The 17,707-nt window shown below is 61.1% G+C and carries 18 protein-coding genes and 1 riboswitch; of the genes, 14 read left to right on the forward strand and 4 right to left on the reverse strand.

Annotation, left to right across the window (positions count from 1 at the left end; all coding sequences use genetic code 11):
• Positions 1-194 precede the first annotated feature (194 nt).
• The 12 genes from serC to NE623_RS03535 all read left to right on the forward strand — a co-directional run bounded on the left by serC (position 195) and on the right by NE623_RS03535 (position 11,963).
• Entirely contained in the window at positions 195-1,292 is a 1,098-nt protein-coding gene (gene serC / locus NE623_RS03480; RefSeq protein WP_256271653.1) for a 3-phosphoserine/phosphohydroxythreonine transaminase, read from the forward strand.
• A gap of 15 nt (positions 1,293-1,307) precedes the next feature.
• Positions 1,308-2,468, forward strand: coding sequence for a phosphoglycerate dehydrogenase (locus NE623_RS03485; protein ID WP_256271652.1), 1,161 nt, complete (start codon positions 1,308-1,310; stop codon positions 2,466-2,468).
• A 153-nt stretch (positions 2,469-2,621) separates the two neighbouring features.
• Positions 2,622-2,915, forward strand: a complete 294-nt coding sequence (locus NE623_RS03490) for a hypothetical protein (RefSeq protein ID WP_256271651.1) — start codon at positions 2,622-2,624, stop codon at positions 2,913-2,915.
• Positions 2,878-3,708, forward strand: a complete 831-nt coding sequence (locus tag NE623_RS03495) for a PfkB family carbohydrate kinase (RefSeq protein WP_256271650.1) — start codon at positions 2,878-2,880, stop codon at positions 3,706-3,708. Before NE623_RS03490 ends, NE623_RS03495 begins: the two co-directional genes overlap by 38 nt.
• Before the next feature lie 34 nt (positions 3,709-3,742).
• Complete coding sequence (locus NE623_RS03500) at positions 3,743-4,252, forward strand: tRNA (cytidine(34)-2'-O)-methyltransferase (RefSeq protein WP_256271649.1); 510 nt, start codon at positions 3,743-3,745, stop codon at positions 4,250-4,252.
• A complete protein-coding gene (locus NE623_RS03505; RefSeq protein ID WP_256271648.1) occupies positions 4,249-5,151 on the forward strand; it encodes a DegV family protein in 903 nt (300 codons plus the stop codon). The genes NE623_RS03500 and NE623_RS03505 overlap by 4 nt, the downstream gene beginning before the upstream one ends.
• A 71-nt stretch (positions 5,152-5,222) precedes the next feature.
• Positions 5,223-5,318, forward strand: a riboswitch (PreQ1-III riboswitch).
• A 6-nt stretch (positions 5,319-5,324) separates the two neighbouring features.
• A complete protein-coding gene (locus NE623_RS03510) occupies positions 5,325-5,849 on the forward strand; it encodes a QueT transporter family protein (protein ID WP_256271647.1) in 525 nt (174 codons plus the stop codon).
• 13 nt (positions 5,850-5,862) lie between these two features.
• A complete protein-coding gene (locus NE623_RS03515) occupies positions 5,863-6,525 on the forward strand; it encodes an HAD family hydrolase (protein WP_256271646.1) in 663 nt (220 codons plus the stop codon).
• Positions 6,518-7,435 (forward strand): DMT family transporter, encoded by a 918-nt coding sequence (locus NE623_RS03520; RefSeq protein ID WP_256271645.1) that lies wholly within the window; start codon positions 6,518-6,520, stop codon positions 7,433-7,435. Before NE623_RS03515 ends, NE623_RS03520 begins: the two co-directional genes overlap by 8 nt.
• Positions 7,436-7,549: 114 nt before the next feature.
• A complete protein-coding gene (secA, locus tag NE623_RS03525; protein WP_256271644.1) occupies positions 7,550-10,420 on the forward strand; it encodes a preprotein translocase subunit SecA in 2,871 nt (956 codons plus the stop codon).
• Between the two features lie 122 nt (positions 10,421-10,542).
• Complete coding sequence (locus NE623_RS03530) at positions 10,543-10,947, forward strand: DUF3783 domain-containing protein (protein WP_256271643.1); 405 nt, start codon at positions 10,543-10,545, stop codon at positions 10,945-10,947.
• Positions 10,944-11,963: an FAD:protein FMN transferase gene (locus NE623_RS03535; protein WP_256271642.1), complete on the forward strand. Its 1,020-nt coding sequence runs from the start codon at positions 10,944-10,946 to the stop codon at positions 11,961-11,963. The genes NE623_RS03530 and NE623_RS03535 overlap by 4 nt, the downstream gene beginning before the upstream one ends.
• 370 nt (positions 11,964-12,333) lie before the next feature.
• On the opposite strand, the gene NE623_RS03540 is transcribed toward NE623_RS03535, so the two are convergent.
• From NE623_RS03540 to NE623_RS03555, 4 genes are all read right to left on the reverse strand, one after another.
• On the reverse strand, positions 12,334-12,738 hold the full coding sequence (locus tag NE623_RS03540) for a methylglyoxal synthase (protein ID WP_078783131.1): 405 nt from the start codon (positions 12,736-12,738) through the stop codon (positions 12,334-12,336).
• Positions 12,739-12,774: 36 nt separating this feature from the next.
• On the reverse strand, positions 12,775-13,515 hold the full coding sequence (locus NE623_RS03545; protein ID WP_256271641.1) for an AAA family ATPase: 741 nt from the start codon (positions 13,513-13,515) through the stop codon (positions 12,775-12,777).
• A 204-nt stretch (positions 13,516-13,719) separates the two neighbouring features.
• The gene (locus NE623_RS03550) at positions 13,720-15,504 is read right to left on the reverse strand and encodes a peptidoglycan D,D-transpeptidase FtsI family protein (protein WP_256271640.1); all 1,785 of its coding nucleotides are present in this window, start codon (positions 15,502-15,504) and stop codon (positions 13,720-13,722) included.
• A 62-nt stretch (positions 15,505-15,566) separates the two neighbouring features.
• Positions 15,567-16,235: a hypothetical protein gene (locus tag NE623_RS03555; RefSeq protein ID WP_256271639.1), complete on the reverse strand. Its 669-nt coding sequence runs from the start codon at positions 16,233-16,235 to the stop codon at positions 15,567-15,569.
• A 93-nt stretch (positions 16,236-16,328) separates the two neighbouring features.
• On the opposite strand from NE623_RS03555, the gene NE623_RS03560 reads away from it, so the two are divergent.
• Positions 16,329-17,135, forward strand: a complete 807-nt coding sequence (locus NE623_RS03560) for an HAD-IIB family hydrolase (RefSeq protein ID WP_256271638.1) — start codon at positions 16,329-16,331, stop codon at positions 17,133-17,135.
• Positions 17,136-17,672, forward strand: a complete 537-nt coding sequence (locus NE623_RS03565; RefSeq protein ID WP_256271637.1) for a DNA-deoxyinosine glycosylase — start codon at positions 17,136-17,138, stop codon at positions 17,670-17,672.
• The last annotated feature ends 35 nt before the right edge of the window (positions 17,673-17,707 follow it).

Here is a 17,707-nt window from a genome sequence, read left to right on the forward strand (position 1 = left end):
GGCACATAATGTCCCTACAGAGAAAACATTTTGCCACATTGCAGAAACACTTCCCGGAATCGGGGCGTTTTTCGTAAATTTGCCCGCTTGCCCGGCAAAAGAAAAATGGCCTATAATAAGGGCATACCGCAGCGGCGCGGCAGATGCGATGCGCCGCGGGCGGATCGCATTTCGATTTACTGGAGGAAATAAAGATGGCTAGAGTTTACAATTTCAGCGCCGGCCCTTCGATGCTGCCGGAGACTGTTCTGAAAACCGCACAGGCAGAGCTGCTGGACTACCACGGCTCCGGCATGAGTGTGATGGAGATGAGCCACCGCAGTAAATGGTTTGATGAAATTATCAACAACACCGAGGCCGCCATGCGCCGGGTGCTGAACATCCCGGATAATTATAAGGTGGGCTTTTTCCAGGGCGGCGCGACCCAGCAGTTTGCGATGGTGCCGCTGAACTTTATGACCACCGGCACGGCGGATTATCTTGTGACCGGCAACTTCAGCAAGAAGGCCGCCGAGGAGGCGGCCAAATTCGGCACGGCCCGCATTGCTGCCAGCAGCAAGGACAAAAACTTCACCTACATCCCGGATGTGAAGGGCATCGACTATGACCCGAACGCCAGCTACATTCATATCTGCCAGAACAACACGATTTTTGGCACAAAATATGACGATGTGCCGCAGGTGGACGGCGTGCCCCTGATTGCGGATATGAGCTCGATGATCTGCTCGGAGCCGGTGGACGTCAGCAAGTACGGCGTTATCTACTTTGGCGTGCAGAAGAACATTGCCCCCGCGGGCATGGCGGTTGCCATTGTGCGCGAAGATTTGCTGGGCAACGCCGCCAAGGGCCTGACGCCGGACAAAATCCCCACAATGATGAACTACACCACCCTGCTGAACGCCGACAGCATGTACAACACGCCGCCGTGCTGGTGCATCTATATGACCGGCCTCGTGATGAACTACCTCGAGAACGAGGTCGGCGGGCTTGAAAATATGCAGAAAATCAACGCCGCTAAGGCCAAAGTGCTGTATGACTATCTGGACGGGCAGGACTTCTACAAGAACCCGGTGGAGAAACCGTACCGCAGCATGATGAATGTCACCTTCACCAGCCCCGACGCCGACACCGACAAGGCGTTCTGCGCCGCCGCCACCGAGGCGGGCTTTGTGAACCTGAAGGGCCACCGCCTGGTCGGCGGTATGCGCGCTTCCATCTACAACGCTATGCCGCCGGAGGGCATTGACAAGCTGGTCGACTTCATGGAGAAGTTCCGCAAGGCACACGCATAAGAGGGGGAATTCTATATGTACACAATCAAGACGTTGAACGCTATCTCGCCGGTGGGTCTGGCCAAGCTGCCTGCCAACCAGTTTGAAATTGACAACGAGGCCGCGGCTCCCCAGGGTATTCTGGTGCGCAGTGCGGATATGCACGAGGCCCCGCTGCCGGACAGCCTGTTGGCCATTGCCCGTGCGGGCGCGGGCACCAACAACATTCCGGTCGAGGATTGCACGGCCAAGGGCGTTGTTGTCTTTAACACGCCGGGCGCGAACGCCAACGCGGTGGCGGAGCTCGTCATCGGCGCGCTGGTGGCGGGCAGCCGCAATCTGGTGGACGCCGTGAACTGGGCGCAGACCCTGAAGGGCCGCGACACGATTGCCAAGGACGTGGAAAAGGGTAAGAAGGCCTTTGTCGGCCCCGAGCTGCGCGGCAAGACGCTGGGTGTCATCGGTCTGGGCGCTATCGGTGCTCGCGTGGCCAACGCCGCCGTGGCACTGGGCATGGAGGTGCTGGGCTATGACCCCTACATCTCGATTGACGCCGCGTGGAGCCTCTCCCGCAGTGTGCAGCACTGTGTCACGCTGGGCGATATGCTGCCGCGCTGCGACTACCTGACCATCCATGTCCCCTACCTGCCCACGACCCGCCATACCATCAACGGCCAGACGCTGGCCATGTGCAAGGATGGTGTCCGCGTGCTGAACTTTGCCCGCGGTGAGCTGGTGGACAATGCCGCCCTGCTGGATGCGCTGAACAGCGGCAAGGTGGCACAGTATTTCTGCGATTTCCCCACCGAGGAGCTGCTCGGCGTCAAGGGCGTCTGCTGCACGCCGCACTTGGGTGCCAGCACGCCGGAGAGCGAGACAAACTGCGCCGTGATGGCTGCCGCCGAGCTGAGTGACTACCTGAAAAACGGCAACATCATCCACAGCGTCAACCTGCCGGATGTCAGCCAGCCCCGTGTCGGCGGTCGCCGTATCTGCATGATTCACAAAAATACGCCGGGCGCGATTTCCGCCATCACCGGCGTGCTGACCGAGGCACACCTGAACATTGAGAACATGGTGAACAAGAGCAAAAAGGACGTTGCCTACACCATGCTGGACGTCACCGGCAACGTGACAGATGACCTGGCCGTCCAGCTGCGCGCCATTGAGTCCGCCATCCGCGTGCGGGTGCTGTAAGGCCGGATTGCCGAAAAAAATATTCACACAAGCTGCGAAAAAGTGCGACTTTTTCGCAGCTTTTTTGTTGCGCACCCTTCTGCAGGCGTGTTGTAATGTAATAAAAAGGGATACACAACATCTGAAAATGAAGCGGCAGCATGAAAATAGAGTATGCGCCGCAACAAGGCGGATTTCTATACGCAGGATGGTGCCGGCCGGCAGCTGCGCACGCTGAACCACAAGCCGGAAAAGCTGCTGCTCCGCAGCGGGCTGGAAACTTCCGGGATTTTGCGGGTCAGCACATGGCATTTTTTGTTATCTTTGCCCAAAAACCAAACAAATCGGGGCAATCGCCCGAATACGGCTTTTTTTGCGGGCTGTTTTATGGTAGAATCAATGAGCAATCAAAAAGTAAGGAGGCTGGGCTGTGACCAACGCGCCGAAAACCGTATTAGCCATTCATGATCTGCCGGGCTTTGGCCGGGCGGCGCTGTCTGTCATCGTGCCGGTGCTCTCGACATTGGGCGTGCAGGCTGTGGCGCTGCCCACGGCGGTGCTCTCCACCCATACCGGCGGGCTGGGCACCCCGGCCAAGCTGGCCGACCCCCGCTACGGCCCTGCTGCGCTGGCGCAGTACCACCGTCTGGGCATCAGGTTTGACTGCATCTATTCCGGCTATCTGGCGGATGCGGCGCAGGCAAAGCTGGTGGAGCAGGCCTTTGCGCTGTGGCCCCACGCCCTCAAGGTGGTGGACCCGGTGCTGGGTGACGGCGGGCGGCTCTACAGTGGGCTGGGCTCGGATATGGTTCCGGCTATGTACAGTCTGTGCAGCAAGGCCGACCTGATTGTGCCCAACGTGACCGAGGCCGCGCTGCTGCTGGGCGACCCCCTGCCCGGCGTGGGCAGTGCCGAGCAGGCTGCGGCGCAGGCCGCCCGGCTGACCCGCATTGCACCGCAGGTGGTTGTGACCGGCGTGACCGGCCTTGGCGGCGGGCGGTACATAGGCTGCGTGGGTGCGGCCCGCGGCGGCGAGGGCTATGCCGTTAAGGCACCGCTGCAGCCGCGGATGTTCCACGGCACCGGCGATATTTTTGCCGCGGTGCTGGTGGGGCGCATCCTGCAGGGAAACGTGCCCCAGGCGGCGGTGCAGGCGGCTGCTGCCTTTGTGGCCGAGTGCATCCGCCAGACCCCCGAGGGCGCGGATGAGCGCCTGGGCGTCTGGCTGGAAAACGCCCTGCCGAAGCTGCGCCAAGAGTGAAGCATACAAAATCTGACAACAGGACTGTAAATTTATGCCAACCTTAAACATTGTACTGGTCGAGCCGCAGATCCCGCAGAACTCCGGCAACATTGCACGGACCTGCGCGGTGACGGGCGCGCGGCTACACATGGTGGGGCCGATGGGCTTTACCGTGGATGACAAAAAATTAAAGCGTGCCGGGCTTGACTACTGGCACCAGCTTGATATAACATATTATCAGGATATGGCGGACTTTTTTGCCAGAAACAAGGGTCCGTTTTTCTACTTTACGTCCAAGGGCCCGCGCCGTCATGTGGACGTAAGCTACCCGGACGGTGCATATCTCGTCTTTGGGCGGGAGGACGCCGGCCTGCCGGAGGAACTGCTGGCCGCCCATGAGGCGGACTGCGTGCGTATGCCGATGCGCAAGGGCGAGCGCTGCCTGAACCTGTCCAATGCAGTGGCGGTGGGCGTGTATGAGGCCCTGCGCCAATGGGACTTTGCCGATTTGGAGACCCACGGGCAGCTGACCCGTTACGAATGGAGTGAGGATGTAAAATGAGCAAGATTGGTTTTCTGACGGATTCCTGTTCCGATATTCCGCAGGAGCTTGCGGATAAATACGGCATCGAGGTTGTGGGCTTCCCCATCAACCTTGACGGTGTCGAATACATGGAGCGCAAGGACTTTACCAATGACCAGTTCTACCAGATGATGCGCGACGCGCAGGGTGTGCCCACCACCGCCGCCATCACCCAGCTGCAGTTCTGCGATATTTACGCCCGCTATGTGGACGAGGGCTACACCGACCTGGTGTACCTGAGCATCAACGCAGGCGGCTCCAGCACCTACAACAACGCCATCAAGGCGATGGAGCTGCTGGAGGAGGAGCGCCCCGGCTACACGATGAAGATTCGGGTCATCGACAGCCACACCTACTCCATGCCCTACGGCTGGTATTTCTGTGAGTGTGCCCGCAAGGTGCGCAATGGCGGCGAGCTGGCCGCCTGCGTGGCCGAGCTGAAGCAGAAGCTGGACTGCGTGGAAATCTGCCTGGCCGCCTACAGCCTGAAGCAGATGAAGAAGTCCGGCCGCGTCAGTGCCGCCGCTGCGGTGGTGGGCGATTTGCTGGGCATCCGCCCCATCATCAGCCTGAACGCGGGCATTTCCAAGGTGGAGGCCAAGGTTCGCGGTGACGCTGCCGTGCCCGCCGCTATGATTAAGTGGGTGGAGAGCCGCGTGGATTCCATGAAGGACACCCCCTATATGGTGGCCTACACCTCCAGCACCGCCAAGCGCGATGAGCTGGTCAAGCTGTGCAGGAAGGCCTTTGGCCATCCGCCGCTGATTGTGTTCCAGCTGGGCGGTGTTGTCAGCGCCAACACCGGCCCCGACGGCATTGCCATCGTCTATGAGGGCAAGCCCCGCACGCTGGAGGCCTACGCCCCGGAGCTGCCGTAAACAAAATATTCTACAATTTTTCCCGCAGGCCTTGCAACGGCCTGCGGGTTTTGTTATAATTTAGGTTTGTTGAGCAACTTAGGATTTTAGGCTCCACCGCCCCACGGGGTGGTGCAAACCCCGCAAGGCTGGCGGTCTTGCGTGCGGTCAAAATCTATCCGCCGGAGTATTGTATGAATCAGAAAAAACTGTCCGTTCGCCGCCTTGTGCGCTGTGCTGTCATTGCGGCTGTCTACGTTGTGGTCTGTCTGGTGCTGGCCCCCTTCAGCTATGGTGCGGTGCAGGTCCGTGTGGCCGAGGCCCTCTGCCTGCTGCCGGTCTTTGGCGCGGAGTACATTGTCGGCGTCACGCTGGGGTGCTTTCTGGCCAACCTGATTGGCTCCACCGCCATTGACGTAGTCTTTGGCACGCTGGCCACGCTGATGGCCTGCCTTGTGACCTACAAGCTGCGCAATGTGCGCATCAAGGGGCTGGCCATTCCGGCGTCCCTGCCGCCTGTTGTCTTTAATATGATTATTGTCGGCGCGTTCGAGATTACCTTCTTCTTCTCGGACGGTGCGCCCACGGCGGCCCTTGCCGCGTTCAACGCGGTCACGGTCGGCATCGGCGAAATCATCAGCTGCACGGTTCTGGGCGTGGCCCTCGTCAAGCTGATTGAGAGCAACGACAGTCTGCATAAAATTTTTACAGAAGAATAACGAGGTAACCTCTATGCGCCCGGAACTGATTTTGTGGGATTGGAACGGTACCCTGCTCGATGATGTCGAGCTCTGCGTGGACGCGCTCAACCGTCTTTTGCAGAGCTACGGCTACCCGCAGCGGTATGACCGAAATCAGTACCGGGCGATTTTTGGTTTCCCGATTGAGGAATATTACATCCGCGCCGGGTTCGATTTCTCCAAAAACAGCTATGCCGAGCTGGCAGAAAAATATATGCAGGACTATGTCCCCGCCAGCGCGGCTTGCCCGCTGATGCCAGACGCCGTTGAGACGCTGGAGATGTTCCGCACGGCGGGGCTGCGGCAGGTGATTCTGTCCGCCAGCAAGCTGGACACCTTGCACAATCAGGTGGCCGAGCGCGGCATCCTGGGCTATTTTGACCGCCTGCTGGGCCTTGGCGACATCTACGCCAAGAGCAAGGTGGAGGTGGGCCTTGCCTATTTGAAAGAAGAGGGCTTTGAACCGGACAAGGCCGTGATGATTGGCGATTCCGTCCACGATTTTGAGGTAGCCCGGGCGCTGGGCGTGCACTGCGTGCTGCAGTCCGGCGGGCACCAGCCGCCGGAAAAGCTGCGCGGGACCGGCGCGCCGGTGGTTGAGAATCTGCGCGGGGCCGCAAGGCTGATTCTGGAGGGAAGCGACAAAAATGTCTGACAGAGTAAAAGGCGCTTGCCTGACGATGGGCGGTGCGGCGTGCTGGGGCGTTTCGGGCTGCATGGGGCAGTACCTGTTCACCCATGAAGGAATGGACTCCACATGGCTGGTGCCCATCCGGCTGTTTCTGGCAGGGCTGATTCTGTGTGGCTTCTTTTTTGTCAGGGACCGCAAAACGCTCTTTGACCCGTGGAATTTCAAAAAGAATCCGCGCAATGTCATTGACCTGCTGGTCTATGGTCTGGCGGGTGTCAGCTGCTGCCAGTTCACCTACTTCTTGACGATACAGCTCTCCTCAGCGGGGATGGGCACAATTCTGCAGGACCTCTCCCCTGTTATTATCCTGCTGGTGGTCTGCATCCAGCAAAAGCGCGGGCCGCGGGTGTTTGAAGTCTGCTCCATCCTGCTGGCGCTGGTGGGTGTTTTCCTCATCACCACCCACGGCAGCCTGACCGGCCTTGCCATCAGCCCGGCGGCGCTTGTCTCCGGCATAGTCAGCGCCTGCTGTGTGGCTATCTACACCATCTGGCCGAAGAAGCTGCAGGAGCAGTACCCCACCCCGATGCTGCAGGGCTGGGCGTTCTTGATGGGCGGCGCGATGTTTGCGCTGATTTTCCGCCCGTGGTCGATGCACTATGTCCCTACCCCGATGGGCATTTTCGGCATTTTTACCGTGGTGGTGCTGGGCAACGTGCTGGCGTTCAGCCTGTATATGTCGGGCGTGCCGCTGATCGGCCCGCAGAGGGCAAGCCTGTACAGCTTTGTCGAGCCTGTTACGGCCGCGCTTCTCAGCACGCGGGTGCTGGGCTCGCCCTTCACCCGCTGGGATGCGCTGGGCTTTGGCTGCATTTTCCTGATGTTGGTGCTGCTCAGCCTGCCCGCGAAGCAAAAAAAACTAAATATATTATGAAATACACCCGCGCAGGTTTGACACAAACCCCTGTGCGGGTGTATTATAGTATCATGTGTAAAACTATATAGCCGCACCTCTACAAACTGCGGCGGAAAATACAGGGGAACTGTTATGTCTTTTTTTGAAAAACTGTTTGGCTCCTTCTCCGACAAGGAGCTCAAGCGCATCAACCCGATCAAGGACAAGGTCCTTGCCCTTGAGCCGGAGATGAGCAAGCTGACGGATGAGCAGCTGCAGGCCAAGACCACCGAGTTCAAGGAGCGCCTTGCCAAGGGCGAGACGCTGGATGATCTGCTGCCTGAGGCCTTTGCCGTCTGCCGCGAGGCCGACTGGCGTGTGCTGGGCATGAAGCCCTACCCGGTGCAGATTATCGGCGGCATTGTGCTGCACCGCGCCTGCATTGCTGAGATGCAGACCGGTGAAGGCAAGACGCTGGTGGCCACGATGCCCACCTACCTGAACGCCCTGACCGGCGAGGGTGTGCACGTTGTCACCGTCAACGATTATCTGGCCCGCCGCGACTCCGAGTGGATGGGCAAGGTCTACCGCTTCCTGGGGCTGACGGTCGGTCTGGTCGTTCACGGCGTGGAGGCCGGTGACCGCAAGAAGGCCTATGAGGCCGATGTCACCTACGGCACGAACAACGAGTTCGGCTTTGACTATCTGCGCGACAACATGGTGGTCTACAAGGCCAATATGGTGCAGCGCGGCCACGCCTTTGCCATCGTGGACGAGGTGGACTCCATCCTGATTGATGAGGCCCGTACCCCGCTGATTATCAGCGGCAAGGGCGAGGATTCCAGCGTGATGTACAAGCGCGCGGATGATTTTGCCAAGACGCTGAAAAAGAGCGTGATTGTCGAGCTGGATGATAAGGTCGAGGCCGAGGAACAGGTCGACGGTGATTACGTTGTGGACGAAAAGCGCAAGACCGCTACCCTGACTGAGTCCGGCGTCAAGAAGGCCGAGGCGTTCTTCCATGTGGAGAACCTGGCCGATGCTGATAATATGTCCCTGCGCCATTACATTGACGGTGCCATCAAGGCCCGCGGCGTTATGCACCGCGACACCGACTACATCGTCAAGGACGGCGAGGTCATCATCGTTGATGAGTTCACCGGCCGTCTGATGTACGGCCGCCGTTTCAATGACGGCCTGCATCAGGCCATTGAGGCGAAGGAGGGCGTCACCGTTGCCGCCGAGAGCAAGACGCTGGCCACGGTTACCTTCCAGAACTACTTCCGTATGTATAAAAAGCTGTCCGGTATGACCGGCACAGCTTCCACCGAGGCGGACGAGTTCAGCGAGATTTACGGCTTGAACATCGTCAGCATCCCCACCAATAAGCCCCGCGCCCGTCAGGACCTGCCCGACAGCGTGTACAAGACCGTGAACGGCAAGTACAACGCCGTGATTGAGCAGGTGGCCGAGTGCCACGCCAAGGGCCAGCCGGTTCTGGTCGGCACGGTCAGCGTAGAAAAGAGCGAGGCACTGTCCAAGCTGCTGAAGAAGAAGGGCATCGAGCACAACGTTCTGAACGCAAAGCAGCATGAGCGTGAGGCGGAAATCGTTGCGCAGGCCGGCAAGCAGGGCGCGGTTACCATCGCCACCAATATGGCAGGCCGCGGCACCGATATTATGCTGGGTGGCAACGTGACCTATATGGCTAAGGCGGCCTTGAAGAAGGAGCTGTCCAAGGAGCTGACCGCCAACCTGGCCGAGCTGAAGGACGAGTATGAGCACGCCAAGGCCCGCGCCAAGGCGGCGGGCACCGAGCTGCCCACCCCGCCGGAGGCCGGTATTGACGCCAAGCTGGAAATGCTGATGACCGAGTGCGACGGCCACGCCGAGACCGAGGACGCCGAAATCCTGCACGCCCGCAAGCGCTTTGAGGAGCTGTGCGAGGAGTTCACCCCCGAGGTCAAGCGCGAGGCAGAGGTGGTCCGCAATGCGGGCGGCCTGTTCATCATCGGCACCGAGCGCCACGAGAGCCGCCGTATCGACAACCAGCTGCGCGGCCGTGCAGGCCGTCAGGGTGACCCCGGCGCCTCCCGCTTCTTCCTGAGTCTGGAAGATGATTTGATGCGCATCTTCGGCGGTGAGCGCGTGCAGGGCCTGATGGACTCTCTGGGCCTGGACGAGGATGTGCCCATCGAGAACAAGCTCATCACCAACACCATCGAGAGCGCCCAGAAAAAGCTTGAGGCATCGAACTTTGCTATCCGTAAACAGGTGCTGCAGTACGACGATGTCATGAACCAGCAGCGCGAGATTATCTACAAGCAGCGCCAGATGGTTCTGGACGGCGAGGATATCTCCGACAAGCTGCATGAGATGATGCGCCAGTCCATCGACGATGCCTGCACCAACTACCTGAACGGCGACAGCGCCGACGATTGGGATTTTGCGGGCCTGCGCCGCCACTTTATGAACTGGCTGTGCCTGCCCACGGACTTCAATTACACCACCGAGCAGCTGGGCGACCTGACCCGGGAGGGCATTGCCGATGAGCTGTACAAGCGCGGCATGGATATCCTGACCGCAAAGGAGAAGCGCTACGGTGCCAAGACGATGCGCGAGCTGGAGCGCATCTGCCTGCTGCGCAATGTGGACTCCAAGTGGATGGAGCACATTGACAATATGGACCAGCTCAAGCAGGGCATGGGCCTGCGCGGCTACGGCCAGCATGACCCTGTGGTGGAGTACCGCATCGAAGGCTTTGCTATGTTCGATGAGATGATTGCCTCCATCCGCGAGGACGCCGTCCATATGCTGCTGACCATTGAAATCCGCCAGCAGAACGCCGAGCCCAAGCGTGAGCAGATTGCCAAGCCCACCGGCGAGGGTGCCCCCAGCGAGGCTGGTGCCAAGGGCGCTGCCCCTGTCCGCGTGACCAAGATTGGCCGCAATGACCCCTGCCCCTGCGGCAGCGGTCTGAAGTGGAAGAAGTGCACCTGCAAGGAGTACCACCCCGACCTGTAATTTACCATCAAGGCATCGCCTTTCATTCTGGGCGATGCCTTTTTAAAGTGGCAGGGCAAATGACCTGTTCCCGTTATGCTGAGGGCCGGGCATACCCGGCCCCTACGAGGTAGAAATCTATCATGAAAGCCAGAATCATCCGTGAACCCCGGTGCGCCCTGCTGTGGCGCATTGACGAAAGCTACCCCAACTACGCCGCCATTGCGCGTGCGGCCAGACAGTATGATGTGAAGCTGCGTCCGGTGGCCGATGGCGATTTGGGCGGCATTGTCGGCGAGCTCTGCGCGGGCCGCCCCGCCCCGGCGTTCGCCCCATTGATAGCCGTGCCTGACCGCCCGGCTATCATCATCAGTGGTCTGCGCCACGATACCGGCGAGCTGGGCGGCTTTGTGGATATGATAAGGGCGGGCGGGGCGTCCATCCCGGTGCGCAGTATGGTCACGCCCACCAGCAAGGGCTGGACGCTGGCCCAGCTGCTGCTGGAGTTGAACACCGAGCACGAAACCGTGCAGGGGGATAAGGCGTGAAGCGCCGCGCCGCCGCCCTGCTGCTGGCCGTGCTGCTTTGCCTGCCCTTGACTGCCTGCCAAAAGCAGCAAAAATTGTACAGTGCCACTTGGTTTGACCTGTTTGACACCGTGGCAATGGTGCAGGGCTACGCCGCCAGCGAGGCTGACTGGAACGCGCAGGCCACCGCCATGCGGGAGGATTTGTCACGCTATAACGAACTGTTTGATATTTATAATCATTATGACGGTGTTGTGAACCTGTATGATGTGAACGCCGGTGCGGCCACCGCGCCGGTACAGGTTGACGCGGAACTGTACGCGTTTTTGCGTTGGTGCAAGGACACTGCCTACCCGGCCACGGACGGTGCCACGAACATTGCCGCGGGCGCGGTGCTGCGGCTGTGGCACGATGCCCGCGAGAGCGACTCCCCTGCCCCGCCCGATGCAGACGCCATTGCTGCGGCGCTGGCACACATTGACATAGAAAATCTGGTGCTGGACGATGCCACCCAGACCGTCTACTTTGCAGACCCGGTCATGACGCTGGATGTCGGCGCGGTGGGCAAGGGCTACGCCGTGGAGCAGACCGCGCAGGCCGCGCAGGCCCGCGGGCTGACCAGCGCGCTGCTGAACATCGGCGGCAATGTCCGCGCTATCGGTACAAAGCCCGGCAAGCAGGCGTGGACCGCGGGTGTGGAAAACCCGTGGGGCGATGACCCGGCTTATTTGCAGGCGGTGGAACTGGCCGATGGTGACAGCCTTGTCATCAGCGGCGACTACCAGCGCTATTTTGAGTATAACGGCGTGCGGTACGCGCACCTGATTGACCTGACAACCGGCTGGCCCGCCCGCTACGCCAGCAGCGTGGCCGTGCTGGCCCATGCCGACACCGGCGGTCTGGCCGATGCCCTCTCCACCGGGCTGTTCTGCCTGCCGGAGCAGACCGGGCAGGCACTGGCCGCGCAGAATCACTATGCCGTCCTCTGGATGCACCCCGACCAGACCACCACCCAAAGCCCGGATTGGCCGCAATAACGCAAAGCCCTGACTACACAGAAATTACTATTTTAAATAAAAAAGACACATCACGCAAAACATAACTTGCACGATGTGTCGGAATATGCATATATTGGATATGCTGCCTTATGGCGGCAAGGCGCTGCAAACAACGGCAGGCGGTTAGCCACACTTCCCGAAAGGGGGTGAGGCAATGCGTTTTACATTGACTTTCCATATCGGTCACAAGACCGTTACGCTGAGTTTAGCAGTGAAAAGCAATAACCGCCACCCCGGCAGGTGACGGTTATTAGGGCTTTCCTAATTACTTCATAGAAACTGGGCTAACCGCTTGTCGCAGCGCCTTTTCTATTGTTAGTATAGTGCACCCGGGCGGAAATGTCAACCGTTACCGCTGCGGGTTGATGATGGTGCGCCAATCGAGGTCGCCGTGCTCGAGGCCGTGAATCAGGACCTCGGCGGTGGCAATGTTGGTGGCAACCGGCACGTTGTGCACATCGCAGATGCGCAGCAGATTCATTTCGTTCGGCTCGCTGGGCTTGGCGCTGATGGGGTCGCGGAAGAAAAGCAGCATATCCACTTCCTCACAGGCGATGCGTGCCACAATCTGCTCTGCGCCGCCGTGGCCGCCGGGCAGGAACTTTGTGACCTTCAGCCCGGCGTTTTCCTCCACCAGACGGCCGGTCGTGCCGGTTGCAAGCAGACGGTGCTGCTCCAGAATATGGCGGTAGGCCATACAAAACTGCACCATCAGCTCCTTTTTGGAGTCATGGGCTATCAATGCAATCGTCATTATAAATGCCACCATCCTTCGCAGCAGAATTACAAATCAAAAAGTCAGCGGGACACGCTGCCCGCACAGCCGCTTGGCCATCGCCTGCCCGGCCGTCACGGCAGGGTCCCCGGCGGGCGGTACGGTGCCGTTGGCACCGGCCAGCTGCAGCACACGGCTTTCGGGAATGACCGCCAGCAGCTGCGCACCCACGGTGTCAATGCACTCGTCCAAATCCGCCACGGCGGCGTTTTTGCCAAAGCTCTCCCGCCGGACGCGGTTCATAACCAGACGCACGGCGCTTTGCGGGCGGCTGCCTGCCAGCAGGCGGTCCGCCACAATCTTGCCGTCCCGCAGGGCCACCGGGTCGGGCGTCAGCACCAGCAAGGCCTTGTCCGCCACGGTGGCAGCCGCTGTAAACGGCGCGCCCATCCCGGCGGCGGTGTCCAGAATCACATAATCAAAATAGGGGCGCATGGCGACAAGCAACCGCCCCAGAGGCGCTGCCTCCACCGCACCGCCCTCATAGGGGGCGCTGATGACCGAAAGGCCCGGGTAAAGCGGGCTGGGCACAACGGCCTTGGCACCCTCGCACCGGCCGCAGAGGACATCCTCAATATCGTACACGGTGCGGCCATAGACACCTGCGATAATATCCACACTGCGCAGCCCGGAATCCAGCTCCACCAGCAGAACCTTGCGGCCCAGGCGTGCCAGACAGGCGCCCAGCAGCACCGAAACCGTACTTTTGCCGGTGCCGCCCTTGCCGGAGCAGACCATGATACACTGTGCGTTCATGTCGGCTCCCCTTCCGCAGTTGTGATACCCTATCTCGGATATATTTTAACACACTTCAGGCTGAACTGCAACTGGCTTTTTGTCAAAATATGACATTCTCTTTTTGAAGAAAATCACGATAACGTAGACTTTTTGATGCACAGATGTGGACAAAATGCACAAAGTTTGGCCCGGCGGATCTGAAGGTGTGGAAACGTTTCTGTTTCAGAACACCGCGTCCAGCACTGCCCGCAGGATGGGCGCGGCGTTGGCACCGCCGCCGCCATATTCCAGCACAACCGCGGCGGCAATCTGCGGGGCGTCGGCGGGGGCATACCCGATGAGCACCGAGTTGACGTAATGCCCGCCGCCGGGCAGGGTGTCGGCCAGCTGTGGGCTGCCGGTTTTGGCCGCGCATACCACAGGGGCCTCCCGCAGAACGCGGGTGGTCCGGGCCATCCGCACCATACCGTCGCGGATGGGGCTAAAGACACCCTCGCCGCCCGGAATCTCTGTGAAGTGCGGCGCATACTGCCAGACAACCGCCCCGGTGGCGGCGTTTACCGCGTGGTCGGCATAGTGCAGGGCGGGCCGCTGCCCATTGTTTGCCAGCGCGGCGGCATAGGCGGCCAGCTGCAGGGGCGTTACGGCGGTATTCCCCTGCCCGATGGCGGCCATCAGCGTAAGGCCCGCCTGATAGTTTTCATCGGCTGACCATGTCAGCCGGCCCTGTGCCTCCGCGGTCTCCGCGCCGGTGGGCGCGGCCAGACCGAGCTGCTGTGCCATAGCGGAAAAAGTGTCCACCCCGAGCCGCCGCCCCACATCATAGAAAAAGATGTTGCAGCTGTGCTCAAGTGCGGTGCGCAGATCCACCGGCCCGCCGTGGCCGTATTGCAGGCAGCCCGGCTGGTAGCCGCTGTAAAAGCCGTATCGCCCGGTACAGACCACGGTGGCGGCGGGGTCGATACCGGCGGTCAGTGCCGCGGCGGCCACAGCGGGCTTGAAGGCCGACCCGGGCGCGTACAGCCCCTGGCTGACCCGGTCGAGCAGCGGCGCGGCTGCATCTGCGCAGAGCGCCGCATAGTCGGTGCGGTAGCGGTTCAAATCAAACCCGGGCACGCTGGCCGCGGCCAAAATTCCGCCGGTGCGCACATCCACCACAACGGCGGCCCCGGCGCAGCACTCCCGCCCGGCCCCAGCGGCCTTGGTGGCCTGCAGGGTGTGAATCTGCGATAAAAGCGCGTCCTGCAGCGATTTTTGCAGGCGGCTGTCCACTGTCAGCACCAGCGTGGCGCCAGGCTGTGCCTGCCGCTGCTGCACGGTGCGGCGCACAGTGCCATCCAGCCCGGTGTTGATAAGCACCCGCCCATCCGTGCCGCGCAGCCAGTCATCATAGGCGGCTTCCAGCCCGCTTTGGCCGATGACAGCATCCATCGGCAGGCCGCGCTGCCGGGCGGCAGGCCACTGCTCTGCGGTGAGAGGGCCGGTGAAGCCCAGCGCGTGGGGCAGCAGGGTGCCGTCCGGCCAGCTGCGCACACCCCGCGCCGCCAGCCGCACCGCGCCGTTCTGCACCAGCCCGGCACGGTAGAGCCCGGTCAGCAGGGCGCTGTCCACGCTGCGGGCCACCAGCAGCTCCCCCGCCGAGGCGGCAGAACAAAAGGCAGCAAGCTGTGTTTCCACATCCTTGCTGCCTGTCAGGTCCTGTATGGTGGTTACGGTCTTGCGCAGTGCTGTGCCCGGCGGGGCCGGGATGCGCAGATAAAGGTCATAGACGGTGGTGTCGCGGGCCAGCACAACGCCGTTGGCATCGGTGATGGCACCCCGCGCTGCGTGCTGGACGGCGGTATAGCTGGCCGAGCTTGCCTGCGCCGCTTTGTCCGCGTAGTAGTCGGCGCGGACGAACTGCATCCATGCCAGCCGCGCAAAGAACGCCGCGAAAACAGCGCCGCACAGCACCGCCAGTACGGCCACGCGGACGCGGCGGCGGGGAGAGTTTTTGCGGTTGGCCATGAAATCACCTCGAAATAACGCTGTCTACAGGCTATTGTACCCGGAATCCGACAAAAAAGCAATTACTTTTTCACAAAATATACGGTATCCCACAAATTTGCTGTGTCGGTCAGGGTGGTGCAGGCGGTCAGGCCATCGGTACCTGTAGCGGGTGTCCCGGTCAGTGTGCCCAGCCAGTCCCCGCCCGGGGTGGTCACGATGTCCCCTGCCGCCAGCGCACAGTCGGCGGGCAGGCCGGTCAGCACCCACTGCCCCGGCGTGACCAGCCCGGCATACGCACCGCACAGCCCGGCGGTGGCGGCAAAGGTGACGGTGCAGCAATCGCCCTCCACAGCGGTCACGCTGCCCGCGTACCGCCCGCCTGCGTCCAGCACGCTCTGCCCGGTGGCCGCACCCGGGCATGCCAGCGTGAAGCCGTCTGCCCGCCGCGTTGTGACCCGCGCCGGAACAGCCCCGGAGACTGTCCGCCCGCTGTTTACCAGCTGGCGCAGGGCGCGGTTCTCGGCAAGAGCATCGGCTGATTCGGCAAGACGCCGGTGCAGAGCAAAATTTTCCCGCTGCAGCGTGTCCAGCCGTGCGGTATAGTGCGCCCCAATGGCGCGGTCGGCAAGGACCACTGCGGCAGGCACAAGCGCCGCAAGGCGCGGCAGCGCCAGCAGCAAGGCGGCCAGCGCCAGCGGCAGAAGCCGCCGCCAGCGCCGCGGGCGGGAACGCGAAAAATCCAGCTGCACAAACATCACCCCAAGGCAGAATATGCCTTGCGGTAGAGGGTTAGACTTTGGTATAATGAAAAGAACAGAACAAAACGAAACGAGGTCGGTTCTATGAAATATAAGCTCCTTTTATTGGATATAGACGGCACTCTGCGCCCCGGCAGCTGTGAGCGCGTGCCAAAGGAAAACGCCGAGGCCGTCTGCGCGGTGCAGAAGGCGGGGGTCAAAATTGCTATTGCCACGGGTCGCGGGCGCATTGGCGTGGGCAAGGGGCTGCTGCGCAGCATCCGGCCTGATTACTGGGTCTGCGCGGGCGGTGCCCAGCTGGTGGATTACAAGGGCAGCGACCTGGCCCTGCATCGGCTGACAAGCGAGGAAATGTACGCGCTGGTGGACTTTTTTGAGGATTACGACCTGCCGCTGCGCTTTACCTACCACGATGCCAACTATGCCTACATCGGCTATGAGGAGTTTGCCCGCCGCGAGCGGGAGAAAAATCTGGCGCTGAACATCGTGGACGGCGAGGATCAGGACAAGCATCTGGAGGAGATGCCCTTCGGTGCGTTCGGTTTCCTGAATCAGGAAATGGCAGACAAGTTTCAAGAAAAATACGGCTATCTGGGGTTGAATTTCCTCTTTTCCTACCCGGGCAGTGACGGCTGCGATATTCTGCAAAAGGGCGTGGACAAGGGCACCGGCCTGCTGGAGCTGGCCGGGCTTGCGGGCCTTGAACCGGCGGAGTGCGTGGCCGTGGGCGATGGTGACAACGATGCGGCCATGCTGAAGGCCGCCGGGCTGGGCATTGCAATGGGCAGCGGCAGTGTAGCCGCCAAGGCGGCGGCCGACCGTATCGGCCCTGACGCCGAGCCCCACGGCATTGCCGAGCTCTGCCGTGAGCTGTGGCCGGAGGCGTTTTAAATGGCAGAGTACACCCATGTCGGCCCCGGTCTGCCGCCGCTGCATGGGGCGCAGGCCAAGGCGCTGATTCTGGGCAGCTTTCCCAGCCCCAAAAGCCGCGAGCAGGGTTTTTTCTACGGCCACAAGCAGAACCGCTTCTGGCCGATGATAGCCGCCGTGACCGGGGAGCCTGTGCCCGACTGGGCGGACATTGAGGCGAAAAAAGCCATCATCCTGCGCCACGGTCTGGCTGTGTGGGACACCATCGGCGCCTGCGATATCCGCGGCGCATCGGACGCGTCCATCCGCAACGCTGTGCCCAACGATGTGGCAGCGCTCATACGGCAGCTGGGCGTGCAGGCGGTGTTCTGCAACGGCGCGGCATCCGGGCGTATCTACGCAAAATATGCCGAGCCGCTGACCCATCTGCCCGCTGCGGTGCTGCCAAGCACCAGCCCTGCCAACGCCGCGTGGTCCCTCGCCCGGCTGGAGGAGGCGTGGGGCGCGGCGCTGGCACCATTTTTGACACCAATTTTGCGGGGAAGCAGTTGCAAGTGAACGGATTTTGTTCTATAATAAAGCTGCATACCCTA

The organism is Gemmiger formicilis (assembly GCF_024462815.1).
Classification (GTDB): Bacteria; Bacillota; Clostridia; order Oscillospirales; family Ruminococcaceae; genus Gemmiger.